This is a genomic window from Apilactobacillus kunkeei (genome assembly GCF_001308195.1).
Taxonomy (GTDB): domain Bacteria; phylum Bacillota; class Bacilli; order Lactobacillales; family Lactobacillaceae; genus Apilactobacillus; species Apilactobacillus kunkeei_C.
In genome coordinates this window covers 70,881-96,431 of sequence record NZ_JXDF01000012.1, presented here as the reverse complement: position 1 = coordinate 96,431, position 25,551 = coordinate 70,881, and the positions used below count along the sequence as shown (strand labels likewise).

At 37.6% G+C, this 25,551-nt stretch carries 24 protein-coding genes and 1 tRNA gene; 4 read left to right on the top strand and 21 right to left on the bottom strand.

Translation table 11 applies throughout. From position 1 onward, the window contains the following. Nucleotides 1-2: 2 nt before the first annotated feature. The 5 genes from RZ78_RS07575 to cdaA form a co-directional block, all read right to left on the bottom strand. On the bottom strand, nucleotides 3-125 hold the full coding sequence (locus RZ78_RS07575) for a hypothetical protein (protein ID WP_094751125.1): 123 nt from the start codon (nucleotides 123-125) through the stop codon (nucleotides 3-5). Between the two features lie 131 nt (nucleotides 126-256). Further along, on the bottom strand, nucleotides 257-2,080 hold the full coding sequence (glmS, locus tag RZ78_RS02220) for a glutamine--fructose-6-phosphate transaminase (isomerizing) (protein WP_054607988.1): 1,824 nt from the start codon (nucleotides 2,078-2,080) through the stop codon (nucleotides 257-259). A gap of 304 nt (nucleotides 2,081-2,384) precedes the next feature. Then, the gene (gene glmM / locus RZ78_RS02215) at nucleotides 2,385-3,737 is read right to left on the bottom strand and encodes a phosphoglucosamine mutase (RefSeq protein WP_054607987.1); all 1,353 of its coding nucleotides are present in this window, start codon (nucleotides 3,735-3,737) and stop codon (nucleotides 2,385-2,387) included. A 36-nt stretch (nucleotides 3,738-3,773) separates the two neighbouring features. Then, nucleotides 3,774-4,733: a CdaR family protein gene (locus RZ78_RS02210; RefSeq protein WP_054607986.1), complete on the bottom strand. Its 960-nt coding sequence runs from the start codon at nucleotides 4,731-4,733 to the stop codon at nucleotides 3,774-3,776. Then, complete coding sequence (cdaA, locus tag RZ78_RS02205; RefSeq protein ID WP_053791576.1) at nucleotides 4,733-5,578, bottom strand: diadenylate cyclase CdaA; 846 nt, start codon at nucleotides 5,576-5,578, stop codon at nucleotides 4,733-4,735. The genes RZ78_RS02210 and cdaA overlap by 1 nt, the downstream gene beginning before the upstream one ends. Before the next feature lie 160 nt (nucleotides 5,579-5,738). Here cdaA and RZ78_RS02200 point away from each other — a divergent pair, with 160 nt between their 5' ends. After that, nucleotides 5,739-6,398, top strand: coding sequence for a DUF1361 domain-containing protein (locus tag RZ78_RS02200; RefSeq protein ID WP_054607985.1), 660 nt, complete (start codon nucleotides 5,739-5,741; stop codon nucleotides 6,396-6,398). Between the two features lie 31 nt (nucleotides 6,399-6,429). On the opposite strand, the gene RZ78_RS02195 is transcribed toward RZ78_RS02200, so the two are convergent. Continuing rightward, nucleotides 6,430-8,391: a cation:proton antiporter gene (locus RZ78_RS02195; RefSeq protein WP_054607984.1), complete on the bottom strand. Its 1,962-nt coding sequence runs from the start codon at nucleotides 8,389-8,391 to the stop codon at nucleotides 6,430-6,432. Between the two features lie 11 nt (nucleotides 8,392-8,402). Next, nucleotides 8,403-9,287, bottom strand: coding sequence for a UDP-N-acetylmuramate dehydrogenase (murB, locus tag RZ78_RS02190; protein WP_054607983.1), 885 nt, complete (start codon nucleotides 9,285-9,287; stop codon nucleotides 8,403-8,405). Nucleotides 9,288-9,450: 163 nt separating this feature from the next. Here murB and RZ78_RS02185 point away from each other — a divergent pair, with 163 nt between their 5' ends. Continuing rightward, the gene (locus RZ78_RS02185) at nucleotides 9,451-9,987 is read left to right on the top strand and encodes a 3'-5' exonuclease (RefSeq protein ID WP_054607982.1); all 537 of its coding nucleotides are present in this window, start codon (nucleotides 9,451-9,453) and stop codon (nucleotides 9,985-9,987) included. A 16-nt stretch (nucleotides 9,988-10,003) separates the two neighbouring features. On the opposite strand, the gene RZ78_RS02180 is transcribed toward RZ78_RS02185, so the two are convergent. The 12 genes from RZ78_RS02180 to gap form a co-directional block, all read right to left on the bottom strand. Continuing rightward, complete coding sequence (locus RZ78_RS02180) at nucleotides 10,004-10,504, bottom strand: GNAT family N-acetyltransferase (RefSeq protein WP_054607981.1); 501 nt, start codon at nucleotides 10,502-10,504, stop codon at nucleotides 10,004-10,006. A gap of 2 nt (nucleotides 10,505-10,506) precedes the next feature. Continuing rightward, on the bottom strand, nucleotides 10,507-10,983 hold the full coding sequence (gene tsaE, locus RZ78_RS02175; RefSeq protein WP_053791570.1) for a tRNA (adenosine(37)-N6)-threonylcarbamoyltransferase complex ATPase subunit type 1 TsaE: 477 nt from the start codon (nucleotides 10,981-10,983) through the stop codon (nucleotides 10,507-10,509). A gap of 19 nt (nucleotides 10,984-11,002) precedes the next feature. Continuing rightward, nucleotides 11,003-11,968 carry a phosphate acetyltransferase gene (gene pta / locus RZ78_RS02170; RefSeq protein WP_054607980.1) on the bottom strand — a complete coding sequence of 322 codons (966 nt, stop codon included), beginning with the start codon at nucleotides 11,966-11,968 and terminating at the stop codon, nucleotides 11,003-11,005. Between the two features lie 11 nt (nucleotides 11,969-11,979). Continuing rightward, entirely contained in the window at nucleotides 11,980-12,669 is a 690-nt protein-coding gene (locus RZ78_RS02165) for a uracil-DNA glycosylase (RefSeq protein WP_041152548.1), read from the bottom strand. A gap of 82 nt (nucleotides 12,670-12,751) precedes the next feature. Then, nucleotides 12,752-13,225 carry an SsrA-binding protein SmpB gene (gene smpB / locus RZ78_RS02160; protein WP_041152547.1) on the bottom strand — a complete coding sequence of 158 codons (474 nt, stop codon included), beginning with the start codon at nucleotides 13,223-13,225 and terminating at the stop codon, nucleotides 12,752-12,754. Between the two features lie 21 nt (nucleotides 13,226-13,246). Next, complete coding sequence (rnr, locus tag RZ78_RS02155) at nucleotides 13,247-15,598, bottom strand: ribonuclease R (protein ID WP_054607979.1); 2,352 nt, start codon at nucleotides 15,596-15,598, stop codon at nucleotides 13,247-13,249. A gap of 150 nt (nucleotides 15,599-15,748) precedes the next feature. Next, on the bottom strand, nucleotides 15,749-15,988 hold the full coding sequence (gene secG, locus RZ78_RS02150) for a preprotein translocase subunit SecG (RefSeq protein ID WP_034531960.1): 240 nt from the start codon (nucleotides 15,986-15,988) through the stop codon (nucleotides 15,749-15,751). Between the two features lie 100 nt (nucleotides 15,989-16,088). Beyond that, nucleotides 16,089-17,615 carry a ClC family H(+)/Cl(-) exchange transporter gene (locus RZ78_RS02145; protein WP_237756974.1) on the bottom strand — a complete coding sequence of 509 codons (1,527 nt, stop codon included), beginning with the start codon at nucleotides 17,613-17,615 and terminating at the stop codon, nucleotides 16,089-16,091. Between the two features lie 103 nt (nucleotides 17,616-17,718). Then, a complete protein-coding gene (gene eno, locus RZ78_RS02140) occupies nucleotides 17,719-19,038 on the bottom strand; it encodes a phosphopyruvate hydratase (RefSeq protein WP_034531957.1) in 1,320 nt (439 codons plus the stop codon). 98 nt (nucleotides 19,039-19,136) lie between these two features. Beyond that, nucleotides 19,137-19,898: a triose-phosphate isomerase gene (tpiA, locus tag RZ78_RS02135; protein WP_054607977.1), complete on the bottom strand. Its 762-nt coding sequence runs from the start codon at nucleotides 19,896-19,898 to the stop codon at nucleotides 19,137-19,139. Between the two features lie 172 nt (nucleotides 19,899-20,070). Then, complete coding sequence (locus RZ78_RS02130) at nucleotides 20,071-21,285, bottom strand: phosphoglycerate kinase (protein WP_041152543.1); 1,215 nt, start codon at nucleotides 21,283-21,285, stop codon at nucleotides 20,071-20,073. Between the two features lie 163 nt (nucleotides 21,286-21,448). After that, entirely contained in the window at nucleotides 21,449-22,462 is a 1,014-nt protein-coding gene (gene gap, locus RZ78_RS02125; protein ID WP_054604631.1) for a type I glyceraldehyde-3-phosphate dehydrogenase, read from the bottom strand. A gap of 254 nt (nucleotides 22,463-22,716) precedes the next feature. On the opposite strand from gap, the gene RZ78_RS02120 reads away from it, so the two are divergent. Then, nucleotides 22,717-22,788, top strand: a tRNA-Arg gene (locus RZ78_RS02120). Nucleotides 22,789-22,886: 98 nt separating this feature from the next. After that, nucleotides 22,887-23,480, top strand: coding sequence for an ATP-dependent Clp endopeptidase proteolytic subunit ClpP (gene clpP, locus RZ78_RS02115; protein WP_054607976.1), 594 nt, complete (start codon nucleotides 22,887-22,889; stop codon nucleotides 23,478-23,480). 52 nt (nucleotides 23,481-23,532) lie between these two features. Here the strand turns inward: clpP and whiA are convergent, their stop codons facing one another. Both whiA and RZ78_RS02105 read right to left on the bottom strand, forming a co-directional pair. Next, nucleotides 23,533-24,471: a DNA-binding protein WhiA gene (gene whiA, locus RZ78_RS02110; RefSeq protein ID WP_034534634.1), complete on the bottom strand. Its 939-nt coding sequence runs from the start codon at nucleotides 24,469-24,471 to the stop codon at nucleotides 23,533-23,535. Nucleotides 24,472-24,482: 11 nt separating this feature from the next. Further along, entirely contained in the window at nucleotides 24,483-25,469 is a 987-nt protein-coding gene (locus RZ78_RS02105; protein WP_054607975.1) for a gluconeogenesis factor YvcK family protein, read from the bottom strand. Between the last annotated feature and the right edge of the window lie 82 nt (nucleotides 25,470-25,551).

The following is a 25,551-nucleotide window of genomic DNA, read 5'->3' as shown; positions in this document are numbered from 1 at the left end:
TCTTATCTCTTTACGCCTCTACGGCTGGCACTAAGACGGTTTTGTTGTTCCTTAAACTTATTAAAAGTCTTGTCCGCCTTAGCTTGTTTATTCGAATTGTTTTTTGTTTTCTTAGTAAATTTCATCAAAAACACTCCCAGTTAATGATTATAACATGTCACAGTAAATTTTTATAAAATCTTATAAGAAAAATTAGTCTCTTTTTAATTTTCATCAAATAAAAAAGAGTGCCAAAGGCACCCTTTTGGTTATTAAATTATTGAACAGTAACACTCTTAGCAAGGTTTCTTGGATGGTCAACATCTAATCCCTTGTTCAAACTAGTGTAGTAAGCCAATAGTTGAGCAGGAATAACACTCAATAGTGGTGTTAGTAGTTGATCAACGTCTGGAATAACGATGTCATCGTTATCCTTAGCAAGTGATTCAGTAGCAATGGTAATTGCCTTAGCACCACGAGCCATGGTTTCTTCTAGGTTACTTCTAGTTAAACCAGCAGTGTTTGATTGAGTAATGATACCAACAACTGGTGTGTTTTCTTCAATCAACGCAATGGTTCCGTGTTTCAATTCTCCTGAAGCGAAACCTTCAGCTAGAATGTATGAAATTTCCTTTAGTTTCAATGATGATTCTAGTGAAACGAAGTAGTCAATTCCTCTACCAATGTAGAATGCACGGTTAGCATTAACGAAGTACTTCTTAGAAATTTCGTTAATCATTTCTTTTTCGTCAACAATTGATTGCATACCTGTGGCAACGAAACCTAATTGTTGTTTCAAGTTAAAGTCCTTAGCAGCCTTAATTTCTGATGATTCACCTAAAGCCTTAGCTAGGATTGCTTCAACAGTAATTTGTGCTGTGTAAGCCTTAGTTGATGCAACTGAGATTTCTGGACCAGCATGTAGTAGCAATGTGTAGTTTGATTCACGTGAAAGTGTTGAGTTAGCAACGTTTGTAATTGTTAAACTCTTGTAGCCTAATTGGTTTAGGTTAACTAATACTTCACGACTATCAGCTGTTTCACCACTTTGACTTAGGAAGATAAAGAATGGTTTCTTTGAAAGTAGTGGCATGTTGTAAGCAAATTCTGAAGAAACATGAACCTCAGTTGGTACTTGTGCCAACTTTTCAAATAGTTCTTTACCAACTAAGCCGGCATGGTAACTAGTACCAGCAGCAATGATGTATAGACGGTCTGATTCTTTAATTGAATCTAATAGGTCGTCTTCGATTACTGGATCACCGTTTTCATTTAGGTATTCAGCTGAAAGTTTTCTCATAACGTTTGGTTGTTCGTCAATTTCTTTTAGCATGTAGTATGGGTAAGTACCCTTGTCAGTGTCACTAGCATCGATATCAACATGGAATGGTTGTCTATCGGTGACGACTTCACCATCTTTGTTTTCGATAGTTACTGAATCTGGTTTAACAGTCACAAAGTCACCGTCATCCAATTCTAGAAAGTCATGAGTAACATTTAGCATTGCTAGAGAATCTGAACATACAACGTTGCAGTCTTCCCCTAGACCGATTAATAGCGGACTCTTGTTCTTAGCAACGTAGATAGTGTTTGGTTCTTCTCTATCCATTAATTGGAATGCGTATGAAGCACCCTTTAATAGTGATAGAGTCTTCTTAAATGCTTCTTTAGCATTTAGGTTTTCAGTTACAGCGAAGTGATCAACTAGTTGAACAACAACTTCTGTATCTGTTTGTGAAGTGAATTCAACATCACTTAAGTATTTTTCCTTTAAATCACGGTAGTTTTCGATAACACCATTGTGAACTAGGTAGAATCTCTTGTCTTGTGAGAAGTGAGGATGTGCGTTTTCGACAGTTACTCCCCCGTGAGTAGCCCATCTGGTATGCGCAATTCCTGCACTTCCGTTAATCTTCATATCATTTACGGCGTCTCTTAGATTACTAATCGCACCGGTTCTCTTTACAAGGTAATCCTTCTTACCTTCATCGTTTACGTATAATCCAGCAGAATCATAGCCACGGTATTCTAGTTTTTGTAAACCATTAACTAAAATATCAACGGCATTTTTGTTCCCTGTTACACCAACAATTCCACACATATTATATTTTCCTTTCACTCTATATTTATTAATTGTTTTAAATAAATTTATATCTTTTTTATCATTTTCGACATATTCTAGATTACAAGTTTTAATTATCAATGTCAATCGATAAATATCAAATTGGTATAGTTTATGAAAAAAATTCAAAAAATTGCGTCATGTTGGTATCAATAAGCGTAATAGAAACAAAAATTAAGATTAAATTCGACTCATTTTATACCATTTAAAAAATTGGTATGGACAAATTTACGGTGAAAAATGGCAATAAAAAAAGCAATCTAATTAGATTGCTTTTAATTTTTTATTCAATTCCAAAACGTTCTTGAACAACGTCTGCAATACGTTTAGTGTAGCCATCTACTAATTCTTGTGTTGGGGCTTCTGCCATCACACGTAGAAGTGGTTCAGTACCACTAGGACGAACTAGGACACGACCGTCACCGTTCATTTCTTTTTCAACTTCAGCGATAACTGCCTTCACTTGATCATCAGCTTGGGCACCATCTTTATCGCTAACCTTAACGTTGATTAGTTGTTGTGGGTACTTAGTTACTTCACCAGCAAGTTCTGATAATTTCTTACCAGTGTCCTTCATTACGTGTAGTAATTGTAAACTGGTTAGTAGGCCATCACCGGTAGTGTTGAAATCTAGGAAAACGATATGTCCTGATTGTTCTCCACCTAGGTTGTAACCAGATTTGTTCATTTCTTCAACAACATATCTGTCACCAACCTTGGTTTGAACGTTATGCATACCATTTGCTTCCATTGCCTTGTACATACCTAGGTTACTCATAACAGTAGTTACCACAGTATCTTGTTTTAGACGACCGTGATCTGACATGTACTTACCACAAATGTACATAATCTTGTCACCATCAACTAGTTCACCGTTTTCATCAACAGCTAAACAACGGTCACCGTCACCATCAAATGCTAATCCAATTTCAGCACCTTGTTCTACAACCATCTTTTGTAGTTGTTCTGGGTGAGTTGAACCAACTTGGTCGTTAATGTTGATTCCATTTGGCATAGTTGCCATGGTTTCAAATTCGATACCTAAGTCAGCGTATAAACGTGAAACTAGGTTACTTGTTGCACCGTTTGCTGAATCAACGCAAATCTTCATACCTGATAAGTCATCAGGAACAGTTTGTTCTAGGAAACGAATGTATTTTTGACTACCTTCTGAGTAATCATCAACACTACCTAGACCCTTAGCTGATGGACGTGGTAAATCATCTTGGTCAGCTTCTAGAATTGCTTCGATTTCTTCTTCTAATTCATCTGATAGCTTGTAACCATCTGAACCAAAGAACTTGATACCATTGTATTCAGCTGGATTATGTGAAGCGGTAATCATAACACCGGCAGCTGCTCCTTGAGTTCTAACAAGGTAAGCAACACCTGGAGTTGTAACGACACCTAGTTGAAGAACTTCAATTCCGACTGATAGCAATCCGGCAATTAAAGCACTTTCTAACATTTGACCAGAAATTCTTGTATCTCTAGCAACTAATACTTGGGGTTGTCCTTCAGCTTGGCTGTGCTTGGTTAAAATGTAACCACCGGCACGTCCACATTTGAAAGCTAGTTCAGGGCTTAAATCTTTGTTAGCTACCCCTCTAACTCCGTCTGTTCCAAAATACTTCATAATTTTATCTCCATTCATCATTCGATTCTTTAAAATCTATTGTGGAATAACTGTTACTTTGATGTTTTCAGGATCGAAACCAGTAACGTTATTTAGATTCTTATCTAGTTCCACATTAATCACTTTCTTTGATGTAATTCCAGAAACATCAACATAAGCGACTACTTTATCAATTGATTCTAGCTCTTTTTTCGTTCCAAAAACCTTCACCTTATCAGTGTCTGATGTTAGTTCGTATTTTTGATTACTTGAGCCATTTTCAACCTTTAATTTTAGTGGAACGTTTTTATTATTTCCACTACTAATTGGCAAGTTAACAGATGTTGTTGATGGCGTCAAGATGACGTTAACAATTCTACCCTTTGAGTCTAATGCTTCTAAAACAGCTGAAGAGCTCATTGATTTCTTGGTGTTTTGTGGAATGCTTAGCTTAGCAACAACTTGCTTAATCTTAGCAATTTCGTTGGCTGCTCCAGTCACCTTCACCTTGTTGGTACCAAGAACTGGTTTTCCAGCTGAATAACCATCAGCAATGTTAGCTGATTCGTATTCGGCTTTGACTGGGAATTCCACTGTCTTTCTAGGTTGAATATTAACGTAGATATAACTTGGGTTGATGTAGTATCTTAATTCGTTGTTTAAACCATCTTGATACAAACGAACCTTATGAGTTCCAACGCCTAGTCTGGAAAGATCAGCATACACCTTAAAGTTTTGTGTGTTGACTGTGGTAGTAACTAACGCTGTAGGTCCTACAATCTTAACTGATACCTTTTCAGGATATCCGGTAACAAAATACTTGCTGTTATCGACATTTAATTGTAGTGGCACTGAGATATTGGCTGACTTGTTAGAAGTCAATTGAGTAATGTCTTCAGAACTACCATAGTTACTGCCTGAACCAAAAAGTTTTGACTGGTTAACATAAGCAAATAATAAGATGGCAAAAATCAATGCCAATAATCTTAGGTACCATGGGCTATTAAACTTCTTCATTACTTTTGCCCCCCTGTTGATTGCTTGATCTTGTCGAACCAATTAAAGATGGTTGTAAATAAGTTTTTATTCATTGAATCTTGCTTAGTAATCAATTGATCACGTAAGAACTTCATATAGTCGTCCTTATTCATTCCACGTAATAACTCGTTGTTCTTGGTAATTGATACTTCCCCTGTTTCTTCAGAGATAACAATTGTTAAGGCATCAGTTACTTCAGATATACCAACGGCTGCACGGTGTCTAGTTCCCAATTCCTTTGGAATTAGGTTACTTTGTGACAATGGTAGGTATGCAGCTGCCACGGCAACACGATTATTACTGATGATAACTGCACCATCATGTAATGGTGTGTTTGGAATAAATGTATTAATCAAAAGTTCACCGGTAATATCAGCATCTAGCTTAATTCCAGTTTCGATGTAGTCTTCCAATCCGGTATCCATTTGAATAGTCATTAAAGCACCAATTCTACGCTTGGACATATATTGGATGGCTTTATCAAGTTCCAAAATCATCTTTTCATTTTCAACGTTTTGGTTTTGTGCGTGTTTAATAATTGAGCCACGACCTAAATGTTCTAGGCCACGTCTGATTTCAGGTTGGAAAATAACAATAATCGCGATAACTCCCCAGTTAATAACTTGGTCAGTTAAGTATGATACAGTTGTGAATCCGAAGATTACACTGATAATTTTCACGATGGCAATTACTAAAACACCACGGAATAATTGGACAGCTTTTGTGCCCTTAAGTAAGATAATTACCTCATAGATAATGAACCAAACAACTAAGATATCTAAAAGGTTACTTAGTGTTAAGATGTTACTCCAATTTATCCCCATACCTATTCCTCCATAATTTCATTCATATTTTATATTATATCACTCATTTTCGTTTATTTTTAGCATTATCATTTTTGATAGAATTTTTAAGTAATAATCATTCAATATTTGCCATTTAAGGGTTAAAATAGGGTTAATAATATTTTGAGGGGTCCAAATCATGTTTAAAAACGCACGTTGGCAAGTACGCCTATTTTTCATTTTGTGGATAATATTTTTATTCGTGGTCGCAAAGCCACCGTTTGAATTTTTAGTATTAAACACCTTCTTGGGTTACATCCCCATTGAACTGAGTTTGGAACTAACAAATAAGTACGTTGAAAAGTCATGGATTTTTTGGCCAATCTTTGCACTTTGGTTAATCTTTTATCCAAATGCACCCTACCTATTGACCGATCTATTCCACTTATCACTACTTCAACCCTATGGAACAAACGGACTACTAAGATTATCTGCTCACATGTGGATGAACTACTCATTCTTAATGATTAGTGCTTTAGGATGCTCAATGCTTGGTTTCTACGGATTATTCCAAATCGTAAACCGTTGCTTCGCATTCTTCTCAATTCATTCCAAAGTGGCAAAAGTATTGCTAATCTTTGCTTTAAACGTTGTTTCATCAATCGGAATTTACGTTGGTAGATTCCTTAGATTCCACACCATCTACTTGTTATTCTCACCTCGTTTGGTGATCAAACAATTAACTGAGATGTGGACATTAAAAATGTTAGTATTTGTCTTCATCATGACAGTTGTTCAATGCTTTATCTACTGGATTTTATACCTAATCCTAAAAGATGTGAAAGATTCAAAAGAATAATAAAAAGACAGCCTTTATTGGCTGTCTTTTTTTAGTCTGTGCTTAATTCGTTATTTTCAACGTAGTTAACTTCTTGTCTTAATTTAGAAGCAAGTTTTAAGCTAATCTTATCGTTGATCAATAATTCTTGAATTCCTTTACGGTAAGCTTCTAGTTCACGTTCCTTAGCGATACGGTAGTACTTTTCGTAATCCAATGAACGAGTTCTTAAAGCTAAACTAAGGTTGGTGTATTCATCCACAATGGAATTAATTACTTTTGAATCACCATGTTCTTTTAGCTTTTGAACGGTATAGTCATTGACCATAATCAAAGCTTTTTGAATCTTTAGTTTTTGTTCCTTGTCAGAACGTTGTTTGAATAGCCATAACTTGGTTGTTTGAACGGCTGACATGAATTCTAGTTTTAAGTTGAAATCATTAAATGCAACTAGGTTCTTCAATTCACGATGGTTAATTTGATAGTTAATCGCATTGGCTTCCTTGCTAGTAACAATCTTGTCTGCGACTAATTTCTTAACCGCTTGGTGTTCATATTCAACAGCCAATGAACGAATACTCTTTTCTAACTCATCTGGTTTGATTGAAGATAGTTGTCTAATCATCAATTCACATTGATCGATTAAAATATTGCAAATGTGTTTATCAGGACGGTCCATTTGTTTGATGTCATCAATCACGTAGTTTAGAACGTAGATACGCGCCTTTTCTTCACTCCAATGGTTATCATTGTTGTAAGAAACGACCGGATCGTTTTTAGAAATTAATGGCAACACAGTTACCGCAGCTAGTAGACTTAAAACGATGACGATTGATGCGATGAATAGTACCAATTCACGATCAGGGAATGCCTCGTTTTGTACGGTAATCAATGGAATCGAAAGAATCCCGGCCATAGTAATGGCACCACGAACACCTGAGAACCCAACAATGTTTGCAGTTCTGATATCGATTGGTCCAACCTTCTTAGTGGTAATTAGGTTGTGACAGATTTCGTATAGAATAATCCACACAATTCGAATGATTAGAATAATCAACCAGGTTACAACGGCGTAACCAATGGATTGGAATGTGTTGAACTTCATGTCGTTAATAACGGCTTCCATCGCAAATGGTAGTTCAATTCCTAGAATCAAGAACACGATTCCGTTTAGTAGGTAAACGATAATGTTCCAAGCTTGTTCACTAATTAGTTGTAACTCAGCTGATGATGATTGTGTGGATGTGTTATTCACATGGTACACAATTCCGGCTGTTACAACCGCAATTACCCCTGAAGCATGGAAAACATCTTCAGATAACATGTAGATCACGAATGGTGAAACAATTTGTAGAACTACGTTAAATACTAAGTTCGTTAAACCGTTCTTGTATAACCATTTACGTACCAATGAGATAACTAGCATTGTAACTACCCCAATGATGGCACCAACAATACTGATGTAGAAGAAGTCCCCTACGGCATTTTTTAATGAAAAGGCACCATAAACAGTTGCGGCAATGGCATACTTAAAACCAATCAAACCACTGGCATCATTGATTAAACTTTCTCCGTTTACCAAGTGCAAAATGTTCTTTGGTAAGCGCACCTTTTTGGCGATTGATTCAACGGCAATTGGATCAGTTGGTGATAAAATTGCAGCTAATGAGAATGCTACTGGAAGTGGCATTGATGGAATTAATTTATAAATTAACAAACCACCAAAGAACATGGTGATAAATACTAAGATGATTGCGTTTGCGAAGATGGGCCATCTCAATTCCCAAAGTTCATCCTTGGGAAAACGACGCCCGTCGTTAAATAGCAACGGTGCAATGAATAATAGTAAAAACCAGTCTGTACTTAGGTTAATGCTGAAGTTACCAATCAATGCTAATCCACATCCGAATACGACCTGGATTAAACTAACTGGAATGGCCTTAACATAGTGATTAATGATTGTTGATAGAAGCAGTAGTAATGTTAAAAATAAAATAATTTCAATAAGCTGCATGGATTATCCCCCTATTTGTCTTGTCCGATAATTCTTACTTCCGTTTCTAGATGTACTTTGTTTTTAGCGTAAACAGTTTCTTGCACATGCTTGATTACGTCTAAGTAATCGGTAGCAGTGGCGTTATCAATGTTCACAATGAACCCAGCATGTTTCTTAGATACTTGGGCACCCCCTGATTGGTATCCTTGAAGACCGGCATCGTGAATTAACTTACCAGCAAAGTAACCCTCTGGTCTCTTGAACACACTTCCACAAGACGGTAGATCAAGTGGTTGTTTTGATTCACGTAATGCATTTAAACGATCCATTTCTGCTTGGATTTCATCTTTATCCCCAGCGGATAACTTAAATGTTGCTTCCAAAACGATGTCGTCTTGGTCTTGCACAGCGCTATGTCTGTAACCAAAATCTAATTCACTATTTGATAGTGTCTTGATTTCATTTTCTGGTGTTAAAACAGTGACTGATTCAATCACTTCGGCGGTTTCGCCACCGTATGCACCAGCATTCATGAAGACTGCTCCTCCGATACTACCCGGAATTCCGGCAGCAAATTCCATTCCGGTTAAACCGTGTTGTTGGGCAACAATGGTAGTATCGATGTATCTAGCACCCGCTTGAGCAATTACTAAATCATCGTGAGATGTAATTTCATTCATCTCAGTTAAGATGATGACTAATCCCCTAATTCCACCATCCTTGATGATTAAATTACTGGCATTTCCTAAAATGGTGATTGGTAGATCATCACGTTTTGCCATTGATAGTAATTCTCTGACTTCGTCTGTATTTTTAGGAAAGGCAACCAGGTCAGCAGGTCCACCAGTTTCTGTGAATGTATATTTTGATAATGGTTCATTTTTTAAAAGCTTAATTTTTTCCATTTTAATCATTTTCCTTAATTATCATAATTTATACGAGTTTATTCGTAGAAAACACATACTTTTAATATTTACAACGAGATAACTCGTATTAATACATTTTTAATTTTACCACGATATCACATAGTAAGACCATGTTATAATGTTGAAAGAATAAAACGAAAGGACGTTATTAATGAACTTCGTTGCAATTGATTTTGAAACTGCCAATAATCAACGAGCTAGTGCCTGTTCATTAGCATTAACCGTTGTCCGCGATAACAAGGTTGTTGATGAATTCTATACTCTAATTAATCCTGAAACCGATTTTAATTATCGAAACGTCGATATTCACGGTATTCACGAAAGCGATGTTGCTGACGCGCCTACCTTCCCTGAAATCTGGCCGGTAATCAAGCAATTTTTTACCAAGGATCAATTAGTAATTGCCCACAACAACTCATTTGATAATAGTGTATTGGCACGTACCTTAATGCGTTATGGACTAACCGTTCCAATTTATAAAACATTAGATACGGTTAAGACTTGTAAATATCTTTTCCCAGAGTTTAAGAATCACAAACTAAATACGGTTTGTGCCAACTTAGGAATCAGACTTCACCATCATCATAATGCGTTAGATGATAGCTTAGCTTGCGCTAATATTTTAATTTATCAACAAGAACACTTTGATGATGACGTGATCAAGTCATTCATCAAGGTAAAAAAATAAGCATCCAAATGGGTGCTTATTTTTTTAGGTTATATTGCATTTCTTGTGTGGATAATACACTTCCAAGTGCATTAATTACCCTTTTCTTTACGACGGTAAAGCCACTTTTTGCGTATAAGTGAATTGCGTGTTCGTTGGTCTTTTTCACAACCAGTGCCAATGTGGATAAGTTACTGTCATAGGTTGCCCAATCAATTACAAAATCCATTAACTGGCCACCAATTCCTTGGTGACTATATTGATTTAAGACGGCAATGCCAAGCTCACCGATTCCGGAATCTTGTAGTTCTTGGACCTGAATCATCCCTACCGGTTGATCATCCAAAAATGCTAAACCAATGATAAAACTACGGGTTTGATTAACCAGCATTATTTGTTGAGCTTGATCATCAACGGATAAATTCCCAATATTTGGATCAATCGTGTATTGGTCTGATTCTTGTTTTAATTGTGCAATCAATTCGATTAACTTATCTGCATCGTCTGGTTGTGCACAACGCACCTCTAAATTACACATCGCTATTTTTCCACCTGTGGAAAAATTTGCTTAACGATGTCTTCAAAGCGTTTGCCGCTTGGTTCAAATGAAATGGTTCTAAAGTCTTCACCCTTTTCATCATCACGACGGAAAACAATCTTCAAGTAATCGTCAGGTAGTTCATCGGCAATGAATTCGGACCATTCGATAACGTTAACACCGTCACCGTTGAAGTATTCTTCTAGTCCTAGTTCATCCCCGCTACCATCGTCTAAACGATAGATATCCATGTGGTAAAGTGGCAATCTGCCACCTTGATACTCACGGATAATGGTAAATGTCGGACTCTTGATATTACGTTTAATACCCAAGCCCTTAGCTAATCCCTTGGTGAAAGTTGTCTTACCCGCACCTAGGTCACCATCCAACAAGATGACGTCTTTAGCCTTTAATAATGGTGCCAATTGTTCACCATATTGTTTTGTTTCATCAGGTGATTCTACGTTAACTTTAACCAAGAATCATCCCTCCTTTTGCTTATAGAGATTGGATTGCGTTAATGATTGCAACGTTGTAAACATCTTCTGCGACACATCCACGTGAAAGATCTGAAACTGGTTTTGCCAAACCTTGTAGTAGTGGACCAAATGCTTCAAAGCCACCTAGACGTTGAGCAATCTTGTAACCAATGTTTCCTGATTGTAGTTCAGGGAATACGAAAACGTTAGCTTGTCCAGCAACTTCTGAACCAGGTGCTTTCTTGTTAGCAACTTCTGGTACTAGTGCGGCATCAAATTGTAGTTCACCATCTGAAGGAACATCTAGTTCGTCTTTGGCCATTGCAGCTGCTTCTTGCACCTTGGTTACCATGTCGCCCTTAGCTGATCCCTTAGTTGAGAAACTTAGAAAGGCAACCTTTGGATCGATGTTGAATTGTTTAGCAGTGATAACACTTTGCTTAGCAACTTCAACCATGCCTTTAGCATCTAGTTCGATGTTAATAGCACAGTCGGCAAAGACGTATCTAGTGTCACCCTTTTGCATCAAGAATGAACCTGAGATACGACGCATGCCTTCTTGGGTCTTGATGATTTGAAGAGCAGGTCTAACAGTATCACCGGTAGCATGAGCTGCACCTGATACCATTCCGTCAGCCTTATCCATGTAAACTAACATAGTACCGAAGTAGTTAGCATCCTTTAGCCATTCAGCTAATTGTTCACGGGTGTTCTTACCGTTACGACGTTCTTCTAATGCATCTAGCATTTCTTCGAAGTCTTTTTCTGGGTAGTTGTTAATGTCGACAATTTCAACGTTTGATAGGTTGAAGTCACCGGCGTTTTGTTTGATTTCTGCTGGGTCACCTAATAGTACTGGGTGGATTAGGTTTTCGTCAGCTAAACGACTAGCTGCTTCGATAATTCTAATGTCGTCTCCTTCTGGGAAAACGATTTTCTTGTTTAAACCACTAATCTTTTCTTTTAATTCATCTAGTAAACTCATATTTCTTCCTCCTAATGGATTGTAACGTGTTCTGGTAATTGCCAATCAATTGGCTTTTCGCCCAATGATTCTAGGGCAATATTAGTCTTTGAAAATGGTTTGGATCCGAAGAAACCACGGTGTGCTGACAATGGACTTGGATGAGCTGATTCAATCACAATATTGGTCTTGGTATTAATCAACTTCACCTTGTCTCTAGCCGCTCTCCCCCAAAGGATAAATACGACTGGTTCAGGACGTTGTGATAACTTTTCAATTGCAGTATCGGTTAATTTCTCCCATCCCTTTGATTTGTGGGAAAATGCAATTCCATCTCTTACGGTCAATACTGAGTTCAATAATAGAACACCTTGTTTGGCCCACTTTTCAAGGTAGCCATGATTAACCGGTTTGATGCCTAAATCACTTTCTAATTCCTTGTAAATATTTCGAAGCGAAGGTGGCACCTTCACTCCTGGTAGGACTGAGAAACTCAAACCATGTGCTTGATTGGGTTCATGGTATGGGTCTTGGCCTAAAATAACTACTTTTACTTTTGAGAATGGTGTCCATTCAAATGCTTCATAGATTTGATTAGCGTTTGGATGGATTTCATGATTTTCATATTCTTCAACTAAAAATTTGCGTAAATCTTGGTAATACTCTTTTTCAAATTCTGGCTTCAATACATCCCACCAGTCATTGTGAATAAAAGGTTTCATTTATAACACCTCTATATATAATTTTATCATATATAAAATAAATTCACATCGCAAAAAAGCGCCCCATTCCGGGACGCTTTTTTTAGTAGTGTTTTAATACACGTGAGATTTCACGTTCTTGATCACGTTTCTTCATTGTTTCACGTTTATCGTATTCATGCTTACCTTCGGCAACACCAATCAAGACCTTAGCAAAACCTTTCTTAAGGTACATCTTCAAGGGAACGATTGTAACTCCCTTTTTGTCTGTTTCCTTTGCTAGTCGCTTGATTTCTTGCTTGTGTAAAAGCAATTTACGATTTCTAAGTGGATCATGATTGAACTGATTACCTTGTTCATATTCACTAATGTGAACATTCATCAATGTAGCTTGGCCATCTCTAATTTGGGCGAACCCATCCTTTAGATTGACACGACTTGCACGAACAGACTTGATTTCAGTACCAGTCAATGCAATCCCTGCTTCATAAGTTTGTAAAACGCGGTAATCATGACGAGCTTTGCGATTTTGCGCAACCAAGTTATCGTCTTTATTAGTTGGTTTCTTCTTAACCATTATCAATCACCTCTCAACCAATTAATGTTTTGAATTGGAATGATTACGACCATTACGGTTGTTGTTTCTTGAATGGCGGTTATTGTTGTTTCTACCAAACTTACCATTCTTGTTGTCGTTTCTTCTGTTATTGTTACGACGACCACCGTTGTTTCTTCCACCACGACCGTGAGCACCATTACTGTGACTTTCAGGTTTTAGTTTAGACATTGGTGTGTCTTCTGGATTAACAATATCAAAGTCCACAGCACTTTGGTCAACGTCGACGTTAACCACCTTAACACGAACTGGTTGACCAATTCTGTAGGTACGGTGAGTATTTCTACCAACAAGTGCTAGGTACTTTTCAATGTATTCATAGTAGTCATCTTTCATGCGACTAATGTGAACTAATCCTTCAACAGTATTTTCAAGTTCGATAAACATACCAAACTTAAGCACTGAACTAACAGTTGCATCGAATTCTTCTCCGATGTGGTCTGCCATGTATTCAGCCTTCTTCATTGCATCAGTATCACGTTCTGCATCGATTGAGCGACGTTCTGCCTTTGATGAATGATCTGAAATTTCTTCAAGTAATCCGGCGTATTTGGCCTTTGATTCCTTATTGATACCGTTATCTTCGTAGTGGTGAATTAAACGGTGAACAGTTGTATCTGGGTATCTTCTGATTGGAGAAGTGAAATGAGTGTAGAATTCAGCACCTAGACCAAAGTGACCAAGTGGTTGGTCAGTATATCTAGCTTGCTTCAAACTTCTAAGCATCATAACTGATACGGCAGGTTCTTCTGGCTTACCAGCAACCTTCTTCAATACGTTTTGTAATACCTTTGGCTTCAAGTGATCTGGATCACCCTTAACTTCTACACCGAATGCAGTTAAGAATTCGAAGAAGTTCTTCACACGTTCTCCATCTGGTGTTTCGTGAACACGGTAGATGAATGGTGCGTGTGCTTTACAGTAATGTTCAGCAACAGTTTCGTTGGCAGCTAACATGAATGATTCGATCATTCTTTCAGCAGTACCACGCACTCTTAGCTTAATGTCGATTGGGTGACCAGTTTCATCAACGATGATTTCTGATTCGTTATCATCGAAGTCAATGGCACCACGACGGCGACGTTGTTTGTATAGAATATTGTGTAGTTCGCCCATTTCTTCAAACATAGGAACTAAGTCTTTGTAACGTTCCATAGTGTTTTCATCATGTGCTTCTAGGATGTCATTTACAGCCTTGTAAGTCATTCGAGCCTTAGATCTCATCACACTTGGGTGAATACGATGGTCAACAACGTTTCCGGCTGGGTTGATTTCCATATCACAACTCATACATAGACGAAGTTCACCTTCGTTCAATGAACAAATTCCATTTGATAATCTTCTTGGAAGCATTGGGATAACTCTGTCAGTTAAGTAAACAGAAGTACCACGCTTGTATGCTTCTTCGTCTAGAAGACTACCTGGTTTTACGTAATGAGAAACATCGGCGATGTGAACACCTAAGTGGTAGTTACCATTTGGTAATTTCCATACAGTAACGGCGTCATCCAAGTCCTTTGATGATTCCCCATCAATAGTAACTAGTGTTTGATCAGTAATGTCTTCTCGACCTTGCTTTTCTTCTTCACTAATTTCTTCTGGAATCGCATCTGCTTCTTGCAATACGTCTTCTGGGAATTGAGCTGGAATATCGTGAGCGTAGACGATTTGTAGGATGTCGATTCCTGGGTCATCAACGCTTCCGATTACTTCCTTAGCGATACCAACCATGTAGTCTGGGTGGTCAGCATTTGGGTATTCAGTAATTTCGGCAGTAATTACTTCACCTGGTGTAGGTTTTAGACCAACACCTGTAACGTAAAACTTGTAGTTAATAAGCTTCTTTTCTTTTAGCTTAACTTGACCAACGTAGCCATGATCATCGTCAGTACGGGTGAATTCACCAACTACTTGTTCGTAGTTTCTTTCAACGATGTTTACAACCTTACCTTCTGGACCTTTACCAGAGTTTTGGTCGGCACGTCTTACAATTTCAATTTGAACAGTATCACCGTTCATTGCTTGTAGTGTGTTGTCAGGTGCGATGAATGCATCTTCTAGGTTTTCGTCATAGTTAACAAATCCGAACCCCTTTGGATTTGCATGAAAAGTGCCTTCGATTGTTTCACCTTGCACGTTTAACTTAAAATTGCCTGTTTCAGTAACCATAACTGTCTTTTCACGTTCTAGAACAGCTAATGATTGGACAATTAGTTTAAATGCATTTGCACCATGGTATCCTAATTCATCAGCTAGTTCTTCTACTGAAAATTCGCGATTTGGGAACTTTTGAAGAACAGCATGAATTTCTTGTTTTAAACTATTATCTTCCACGATTTACTCCTTAAGTTTTAAATTTTCGATCTTAAATCAAATTCGATAACTCATATCTAGTATTCTAACATTTTTATACCGTCTATCCTAAACGGTTTTTTCGGTTTCACATAAAAAAAGCTCCTGTAAAAATTACAGGAGTCTTATCAACTAGTGTGATGATAACCAAACTAATCCTAATGCTGATGCAAAGAAAATAATCAATAATACAACTGTTACTTTTTGCATAAAGGCTTCAAAACCACGTGGCTTAGAGTTGGCAAACAAATCATCAGCACCACCGGTTAAAGAAGACATTGCATCGTTGTTAGTCTTTGCTGGTTGCATCAAGACAGCGATGATAATTAATACACTGTCAATCCAAATTATATTCATTAAGAAATTATACAATTCGTTGCCTCCTACCTAAAATACATAGGTTTCATCTTTAACTTTATCTTTACTGTTTAGTTTATCATAATACTTTCTAACATGCCAATTAATCAAAATTTTAATTATCTAATGTTAGTTTTTCCACATGTGTATATACATAACCACGGTTATCGTAGTTTGTGGATATTTCAATGTTATCCCCAGCCTTTAGGATTGTATCTCCATCGGGGATAATGTATTGTTCATTTCGTTTGATGGAACTAATCAAACAACCATCTGGCCAATTGATTGATTTAACAGCCTTACCATCCATATCTGATCCCAATTGAACTGAGAAATATAGGTTGGTTAGTTGTCCACTTGTTGACAACTTTTGCGGGCTCAACATCTTTTGCAACATTTCATTGTAGATTGGACTACCACCTAATAAGTCGGTAACTTCGTATGCCACCAATGTGACAAAGGCTAATGACATTAGGTTTTGCAATGATCCAACCATTTCGGTAATTAGGAGAATGGCGGTAAATGGTGCCTTCCCGACACAGGCGAAGAATCCACTCATTGAAATGATGATGAAGTTAACAAAATAACTTTGTGGTAATACGCCTAATTGAATCAAAACCTCTGAATAAATCGCCCCTATCAATGCTCCTAATGAAAGCATTGGTAGGAAGATGCCACCAGGTAAGCCGGTTGAATATGATAGTATCGACATTACGAAACGAATCAACAAGAACCAAAGCAATACCGTAATCGTTGGTGCGGCCTTGGCAATCATTAATACCATTGTGCTTCCCCCACCTACGATTGTGGGTAAGTACATTTCAAACGGAATGACTAAGATAAATGGGATTAATACCCAGACAATGTTGGGCACCCAATCTAACTTAGCGTACCAGTCGTTTACGTGAAGTGTCGCATACTCATAAATTAATCCACCGATTCCAATTACGATTCCCAATCCGATTAAGTATGGGTAGATATGTAGCGGAATCACGTGTGAATAACTCATGTGTAATACCGGCACTTTCCCAAAGACCGCAGTTGAAACAAAGTTCGCACTAATTGCGGCTGAAAGTGAAGTTAACCAGACCGATGTTGAAAAGTTATGATAGATTTCTTCTAGCACAAACAACGTACTGGCGATTGGAGCGTTAAAAGCAGCGGATAACCCCGCGGCTGCCCCACCAGAGATAATCGTTTTACGTGCTTGTTTTGTTTGTTTAAAGGTATCTGCTAGTCCTTGAGCAGTAGCAGCACCCAATTGGATGGAAGGCCCTTCACGGCCTAAAAATAGCCCACTGGAAATGGCAAGCACCCCACCAATGAACTTCTTGCTTAATACAGAGAACCATGAATAATCTAGTTCACCGTTTAACTGACCTTCGACCTGTGGAATCCCAGATCCCTTGATGTTTTTATCTCGTTTTACTAAGTAATATACGAAAAATGCGATTAGCAAATTCAAGATGATTAGCGTAATCAGTACGAATATATTAGTTCGCGCTAGCTTCGCTAGTTTTAAAAATTGATCCGATAGTCCTTCAATCGATATTCGAAATAGACTAACCACCATTCCGACTGCCAGTCCAATTAATAAACCGTACAGCACTGATTTAAATCGTCTTAAATTATCACTTTGCAATATGTTCGCCTTCTTTTTATTGGTATATCAATCATACCATATAATTTTATGTACAAAAAAAGCATTGAAATAATTCAATGCTTTTTTTAGTAACAGTTAGTTATTATTTGTTAATAACGTTGTTACGAGCTTCTTCAGTTAGGTTGTAGAATGAGTTAATACCCTTGTATTCTGCAACTGAAGCTAATTGATCTTCAATTCTCATTAGTTGGTTGTACTTAGCGATACGTTCGCCACGACTCATTGAACCAGTCTTAATTTGACCAGCGTTTAGAGCAACAACTAAGTCAGAAATTGTAGTATCTTCAGTTTCACCTGAACGGTGTGAGATGATAGCTGTGTAGTTAGCTTCTTTAGCCATTTCAACAGCGTTTACAGTTTCTGTTAAAGTACCAATTTGGTTTAGCTTGATAAGGATTGCGTTAGCAACACCCATCTTAATACCCTTTTGTAGGTAATCAGTGTTAGTTACGAATAAATCGTCACCAACGATTTGAACTTTCTTACCTAGACGTTCAGTAGCCATTTGCCAATCTGCCCATTCGTTTTCATCCAATGGATCTTCGATTGAGATAATTGGGTACTTGTCAACTAATTGTTCTAGTAATGTAACAAATTCATCAGCAGAGTATGACTTACCATCACCTACTAAGTTGTACTTCTTAGTTTCTGCATCGTAGAATTCTGAAGCAGCACAGTCAAAGGCGATTGAAACGTCTTTACCTGGCTTGTAACCAGCACGTTGGATAGCTTCTACTAAGATTTCGAATGGTTCTTCGTTGTTCTTCAAGTCAGGAGCAAAACCACCTTCGTCACCTACGGCGGTTGAGTAACCCTTTTCGTTCAAGATAGCTTTTAGGTTGTGGAAAGTTTCTGAACCCATACGAACGGCTTCTTTAACAGTTTCCGCACCAACAGGCATAATCATGAATTCTTGGAAGTCAACTTTGTTGTTGGCATGCTTACCACCATTGATAACGTTCATCATTGGTGTTGGTAATACGTGTCCATTGAAACCACCTAAGTAGTTGTATAAAGGAACACCTAGTTCGTCAGCAGCAGCACGTGCAGCAGCTAATGAAACACCTAAAATAGCGTTGGCACCTAACTTACCTTTGTTAGGAGTACCATCTAATTTAATCATAGCTTCATCAATAGCAACTTGATCAGTTACATCGTAACCTACGATTTCCTTAGCGATAATGTTATTAACGTTGTTAACAGCCTTAGTAACACCTTTACCCATGAAACGGTTTTTATCACCGTCACGTAATTCAACGGCTTCGTGTTCACCAGTAGATGCACCTGAAGGAACGATACCGCGTCCCATTGCACCTGCTTCAGTATATAGTTCTACTTCAACTGTAGGATTTCCACGAGAATCTAGTACTTCTCGAGCATAAATATCTGAAATAATTGACATTTTATTCTCTCCTTAATGAAAGTTGTTACCTCGGAATCAAGGCTATCTTCATTTTATTATTTTACAGACCAAGTTTCAATAAAAAACTGTTCAATCTGTTAATTATTTTGGTAATTGACAATTTTGATGAATTCTTTGGCCTTTAAACTACTCTTTCCAGGTAAGACTCCATCAACATCATCTTGACTCATAATTTCTGAAACATTTTTGGCGTTAACGCTTCCCCCGTAAACGATTCGGATTTGGTTTGCGATGTCATCACCATATAAATCTTTTAATGTTTCACGAATTAGAAAACATGCTTCTTGAATTTCAGCACCACTGGCTGACTTTCCAGTACCGATTGCCCAACTTGGTTCATAACCAATGACAACGTTTTTAGCATCGTCTTCTGAAATTCCCTTTAATGCTTCAATGACTGGATTTACCACCCAGTTCATTTCATCGTATGTCTTTCTCTTAGCCATTGTTTCGTCACAACAAATAATTGGCACCATGTTGTTAGCTAAAACGGCCTTAACCTTTTTGTTAATCATCTTATTGGTTTCGTCAAAGTATTTGCGACGTTCTGAATGACCTAACATGACGTAATTAACGCCCATATCGGCAAGTGCCATCGGACTTACTTCACCGGTATATGCACCTGAATCTTTATAGAAACAGTTTTGAGCAGCAGCTTTTAGATTTGTTTCTTCTTTACAAAATCTAGTTAATACATCCATGTAAATTGATGATGCAGCAATTGCGCATTCAACGTTTTTAGGATCTGGTAGGTTTCCTTTGACTGCATCTAAGAATTCTTCAACTTCATGTAATGTTAAATTCATTTTCCAATTTCCAACGATAAAAGGAGTTCTCATTTTTTACCTCCTATTCTTTTAAACAGATTATTAAAAATCGCTATATATCAATGATATCACTAAACAATTGATATTAACAAATTGCGCATCTGTTTTAATAAAAATTTCACTCCTTTTATTATACAAAAAAAAGACCCGATGTTATACATCGAATCTTAAAAAGATATTATTCTTATTTATCAGTAATAGCGGCGATACCTGGAAGAGTCTTACCTTCCATGTATTCTAGTGAAGCACCACCACCGGTTGAAACGTGTGATAGCTTGTCAGCTACACCTAGTTCGTTACATGCAGCAGTTGAGTCACCACCACCAACAACAGTAGTAGCGTCAGTTAAGTCACCTAAGAACTTACCAATAGCTAGAGTACCCTTAGCAAAGTTACTCATTTCAAATACACCCATAGGTCCATTCCAAACTACAGTCTTAGCGTCTCTTAGAACGTTTTCGAATAGTTCGATACTCTTAGGACCAATGTCTAGTGCCATTTGGCCATCAGGAATGTTTTCACCAACTACTTGAGTAGGTGCATCATTGTTGAATTCTGGAGCAACAACTGAGTCAACAGGTAGAACGATCTTGTCGCCACCCTTTGCTAGGATTTCCTTAGCAGTGTCAATCTTGTCCTTTTCAACTAATGAGTTACCAATAGTGAAGCCTTTAGCAGCGTAGAATGTGTAAGTCATACCACCACCAATGATGATGTGGTCTGCTTTGTCTAATAGGTTATCGATAACACCAATCTTATCTGAAACCTTTGCACCACCTAAGATGGCAACAAATGGACGTTTAGGATTGTTTACGGCACCACCGATAAACTTAATTTCTTTTTCCATTAGGAAACCAGCGGCAACTGGCTTGTTTTCTGCTTCCATTGCACGTGCAATACCAACGTTTGAAGCATGTTCACGGTGAGCAGTACCGAATGCATCGTTTACGAAGCAATCACCTAGTGAAGCCCAGTATTGACCTAACTTAGGATCGTTACCAGATTCACGTTTTACGTTTTCACCATTTACAACATCTTCAAAACGAGTGTTTTCAACAACAACGATGTCACCATCATTCATGTTGTTGATAGCTTCTTCAAGCTTTGGACCTTCAGTTTCGGGAACGAAAGTAACAGGTTTGTCAATTAGTTCAGAAAGCTTTGCAGCAACTGGACGTAATGATAGTTCTTTCTTGTCATCTTCAGTCTTGATACGACCAAGGTGAGAGAATAGAACTGCCTTTCCACCATGTTCGATTACGTATTTGATTGTTGGAATAGCACCAACGATACGACTTGTGTCACCAACAACACCGTCTTTAATAGGAACGTTGAAGTCGACACGCATTAAAACTTTTTTGCCTTTTAAATCTAAATCAGAAACAACTGTCTTAGCCAATCTAGATTACCTCCCAAAAATTATTTAAAATTGATGTAACAATTTCAATATACTTCATTTATTTCTTTATTTCAAAGAATTTTTAAGCAGAAAGTAATTGTTATAAAAAATGGAGGAGGCAATTGCCTCCTCCACCTTATGCCTTGCTAAATTATAATTTAGATTATAGTTGAGCGAAGTGTAGTAAAGTACGAACCATGTTGCAAGTGAAGCCCCATTCGTTATCGTACCATGACCATACCTTAACAAGTTGGTCATCACCAAAAGTAGTAACATCAGTTTGAGTAGCATCAAATACTGATCCGTGAGTATCACCAATGATATCACTTGAAACGATTGGTTCGTCATTGTAACCAAATGCTTCGTTACCTTCAGTGTGTTCTTTCATCTTAGCGTTAACTTCGTCAGCAGTAACGTTCTTCTTGTCAACGATAGCAGTTAATTCAGTTAATGAACCGTCAACGATACCAACACGTTGAGCCACACCGTTTAACTTACCGTCAAGTTCTGGAACAACAAGACCTAAGGCCTTAGCAGCACCAGTTGAGTGAGGAATAGTGTTAGTTGAAGCAGTACGGTTGTTTCTGAACTTCTTACCACGAGGACCATCTAGGATAGCTTGAGTTGAAGTGAATGCGTGGATAGTAGTCATAGTACCAACTTTGATACCAAAGTCTTTGTTTAAGAAGTATGCTGTAGGAGCGATACTACTTGTAGTACATGAACCAGCTGAAACGATCTTGTCGTCAGCAGTTAGAGTATCCAAGTTAACACCAGGAACAACAGTCTTGATTTGACCTGCAGGTGCAGAGATTAGAACACGCTTTGCACCAGCGTCTAAGTGAGCTTGTGATTTTTCTTCTGAAGTGTAGAAACCAGTACATTCTAGTACAAAGTCAACACCATCATTTTTAACCCATGGTAGGTCAGCGGCATTTCGTTCAGCGTAAACTGGAACTTCCTTACCGTCAACAACGATTCCGTTATCAGTTGAAGTAACTTCACCTGGGAATTTACCATGTGTTGAATCATATTTTAATAAGTATGCAAGCATTGAAGGAGTTGTTAAATCATTAATAGCAGCAACTTCAATTTCGTCTGAGTTTAGTTCGTGGATACGTTTGAAAGCCAAACGACCAATACGACCAAAACCGTTAATACCAATTTTTACAGTCATAACTGTTTTCCTCCTAGAGAAATAAATTTGAGTACTACGTACGGATTAAATACTACTACTTTTTTACCGATCAGTCTATAATACATGCTCAGTAATTTTAAAAAAATAACCAGTACTAATTTGTAACAGTTATTTTCTGTATCAAATCCTTACACTCTAAGTATATCAGTGCTAATTTTAGTTTGCAAATCAATTAACTCAGTGTGTTTCTTGAATTTAACCCCCTTTTCATTTATAGTTTAACGTGTTGAAATGCATCTGTAGTGTAATGGATAGCACTAAAGATTCCGGTTCTTTCGATGGGGGTTCGATTCCCTCCAGATGCATTGGTGATTAAGTCAGATAAAATCATTTGACCTTAATTGACCATTGATATAAAATTAATATAATTCAAATTGAATTGAAAGCAAGGGAGGATAAAATTATGAATTTAGTCCCAACTGTCATTGAACAATCATCAAACGGTGAACGCGCATATGACATTTACTCAAGATTATTAAAAGACAGAATTATTATGTTATCTGGTCCAATTGAAGACAACATGGCAAACACCATCATTGCTCAATTATTATTCCTAGATGCACAAGATTCTGAAAAAGACATCTACTTATACATCAACTCACCTGGTGGTGTTGTAACAGCCGGTATGGCCATCTACGACACTATGCAATTCATCAAGGCTGATGTTCAAACTATCGTTATGGGTATGGCTGCATCAATGGCCAGTGTCTTGGCTTCTTCAGGTACTAAGGGTAAGCGTTTTGCTCTACCTCACTCTGAAGTATTGATTCACCAACCTTCTGGTGGTGCTCAAGGTCAACAAACTGAAATTGCTATTGCTGCCGAATCAATCTTAAAGACTAGAAAGATGATCAACGAAATCTTAGCTCAAAACTCAGGTCAATCAATTGAAAAGGTTAACCTAGATACTGAACGTGATAAGTACTTAAGCGCTCAAGAAGCTGTCAACTACGGATTGATTGATAGCATCATGACTAACAGTTCTGAAAGAAAATAATTAGATAATAAAAAAGACGTTAACTTTGGTTAACGTCTTTTTTTGTGTCCTTTTATGAAACGGCTTCTTCTCTGATTTTATCAGCGAATTCATTAATCTTTCTCAAACGGTGATTGATTCCTGACTTAGAAATCGCCCCACTTGGCAATGATTCACTTAATTCCTTTAAACTAACTTCTGGCATCTTCATTCTGGTGATGGCAACTTCGTATAGTTTTTCAGGTAACTTATCCAATCCAACGGTGTCATCAATGAATTGAATATTAGAAATTTGCTTGGTTGAAGCATTAGCAACCTTATTCATATTAGCATTTTCACAGTTTACTAATCTATTCACAGAATTTCTCATATCACGCATGATTCTGACATCTTCGAATTTCAACATCGCATTGGTTGCACCAATTAATTGCAAGAAGTTAGCAATCTTTTCTGCTTCTTTCAAGTATGTGATGTATCCACTTCTTCGATCGGTAGTTCTGGAATTCAATTCGTATTTGTTCATCATTTCTGAAATCATGTCGTTGTGTTCTTCGTACAATGAGTAGATTTCTAGATGGTATCTGGAAGTTTCTGGGTTGTTCACAGAACCCCCAGCTAAAAAGGCCCCTCTTAGATATGATCTCACTTGGGAATCATCCTTTAGTAATTCAATTGGCACTCTTTCCACGATTTGGTAGTTATCAAAAATCCCTAAGTCATCTAGGATTGCTTGCGCTTGGTTAGCGATTCTTACGACGTAGACATTGTTCTTGTTTAACTTCATTTTCTTTCTAACAACAAGCTTACTTTCCACTTCGTAGAATTCTAAAATCAACTTATAGATACGACGAGCGATGGCTGGATTTTCGGTTTGAATATTTAAAATAATTTTACGATTGGCTAACGAAATTGATCCGTTCATTCGAATTAATGCCATTAGTTCTGCCTTGGCATTTTCCTTATGAACTTCTAGAGTCGTTAGTTCCTTTTTTACGTCACTTGCGTATGACATTTTTAATCATCCTATCTTTTTGAAACCAGTTTGAATAATGTATCGGCAACCTTTTTTCCATCATGGAATGCCCCTTGGTGACTTAACATTAAGAAGTCATCGTAGATGCATTCACATCCCATTGCCTGAATTGCTTTTTCATCGTGTTTAACCGGATTTTCAATCTCGTTAAACACTTCTCGATTAATTAGATCAGTATTAACTGGTTGTTTGTTTACGATTACGACGTCAATGAAGTTGGACTTCATATGACGGTTTAAAACTTCAACGTGTTGAGCGTCTGAAAAATGGTCTGTTTCACCCTTTTGTGTCATGATATTACAAATGTATACCACCTGTGCTTTAGACGCTAAAACAGCCTTTCCTAGGTTCTTAATCATTAGGTTTGGCAAGATGCTGGTAAACAGACTGCCAGGACCTAAAACAATTTGGTCGGCGGCCAAAATGGCATCAATGACCTTTTGATTGGCATGCGGAATTTCGTCTTGATTGTCACTGGATTCTACCCAAACACGGTTAATTTTTTTATCCGCATAGGTGATTTCGTATTCACCGGTCATGGTTGAACCATCATCGAACTCGGCGCATAGCTGTAGTTTTTCGTTGGTGGCTGGATAAATCTTACCAGTGATTTCCATCATCTGACTTAGTGCTTCAACGGCGACGTTCACATCACCCTTCATTTCTGTCATTGCGGCAATGATTAAGTTACCTAACGAATGTTCAGACAAGAAATGATTGCCCTTTTTAAAACGGTATTGAAACAAGTCTAGCTTGTCCTTTGACAAATTAGATAATGATACCAAGACATTTCTGATATCTCCAGGAGGAACAATATTAATTTCATTGCGCAAACGACCTGATGATCCACCATCATCTGAGATGTTCACAATCGCAGTGATGTCAATATTTTCGTTCTTTAGATTATTTAAGATAACTGGTAAACCAGTTCCGCCACCAATGACGACAACGCTTTTTCTCGCCTGATTGTCCTTCATCAAATCGTTTCCTCCTTTCAATTTTTTCAACTAAGAAAGTATAACACACATACCCGGGCGTGTCATTTCAAACACAAATAAA

What these genes read in the sequence shown, in the direction of transcription:
- RZ78_RS07575 (WP_094751125.1), bottom strand. Translation starts at nt 125, where the DNA reads ATGAAATTTACTAAGAAAACAAAAAACAATTCGAATAAACAAGCTAAG.
- glmS (WP_054607988.1), bottom strand. Translation starts at nt 2,080, where the DNA reads ATGTGTGGAATTGTTGGTGTAACAGGGAACAAAAATGCCGTTGATATT.
- glmM (WP_054607987.1), bottom strand. Translation starts at nt 3,737, where the DNA reads ATGAAGTATTTTGGAACAGACGGAGTTAGAGGGGTAGCTAACAAAGAT.
- RZ78_RS02210 (WP_054607986.1), bottom strand. Translation starts at nt 4,733, where the DNA reads ATGAAGAAGTTTAATAGCCCATGGTACCTAAGATTATTGGCATTGATT.
- cdaA (WP_053791576.1), bottom strand. Translation starts at nt 5,578, where the DNA reads ATGGGGATAAATTGGAGTAACATCTTAACACTAAGTAACCTTTTAGAT.
- RZ78_RS02200 (WP_054607985.1), top strand. Translation starts at nt 5,739, where the DNA reads ATGTTTAAAAACGCACGTTGGCAAGTACGCCTATTTTTCATTTTGTGG.
- RZ78_RS02195 (WP_054607984.1), bottom strand. Translation starts at nt 8,391, where the DNA reads ATGCAGCTTATTGAAATTATTTTATTTTTAACATTACTACTGCTTCTA.
- murB (WP_054607983.1), bottom strand. Translation starts at nt 9,287, where the DNA reads ATGATTAAAATGGAAAAAATTAAGCTTTTAAAAAATGAACCATTATCA.
- RZ78_RS02185 (WP_054607982.1), top strand. Translation starts at nt 9,451, where the DNA reads ATGAACTTCGTTGCAATTGATTTTGAAACTGCCAATAATCAACGAGCT.
- RZ78_RS02180 (WP_054607981.1), bottom strand. Translation starts at nt 10,504, where the DNA reads ATGTGTAATTTAGAGGTGCGTTGTGCACAACCAGACGATGCAGATAAG.
- pta (WP_054607980.1), bottom strand. Translation starts at nt 11,968, where the DNA reads ATGAGTTTACTAGATGAATTAAAAGAAAAGATTAGTGGTTTAAACAAG.
- RZ78_RS02165 (WP_041152548.1), bottom strand. Translation starts at nt 12,669, where the DNA reads ATGAAACCTTTTATTCACAATGACTGGTGGGATGTATTGAAGCCAGAA.
- smpB (WP_041152547.1), bottom strand. Translation starts at nt 13,225, where the DNA reads ATGGTTAAGAAGAAACCAACTAATAAAGACGATAACTTGGTTGCGCAA.
- eno (WP_034531957.1), bottom strand. Translation starts at nt 19,038, where the DNA reads ATGTCAATTATTTCAGATATTTATGCTCGAGAAGTACTAGATTCTCGT.
- tpiA (WP_054607977.1), bottom strand. Translation starts at nt 19,898, where the DNA reads ATGAGAACTCCTTTTATCGTTGGAAATTGGAAAATGAATTTAACATTA.
- gap (WP_054604631.1), bottom strand. Translation starts at nt 22,462, where the DNA reads ATGACTGTAAAAATTGGTATTAACGGTTTTGGTCGTATTGGTCGTTTG.
- clpP (WP_054607976.1), top strand. Translation starts at nt 22,887, where the DNA reads ATGAATTTAGTCCCAACTGTCATTGAACAATCATCAAACGGTGAACGC.
- whiA (WP_034534634.1), bottom strand. Translation starts at nt 24,471, where the DNA reads ATGTCATACGCAAGTGACGTAAAAAAGGAACTAACGACTCTAGAAGTT.
- RZ78_RS02105 (WP_054607975.1), bottom strand. Translation starts at nt 25,469, where the DNA reads ATGAAGGACAATCAGGCGAGAAAAAGCGTTGTCGTCATTGGTGGCGGA.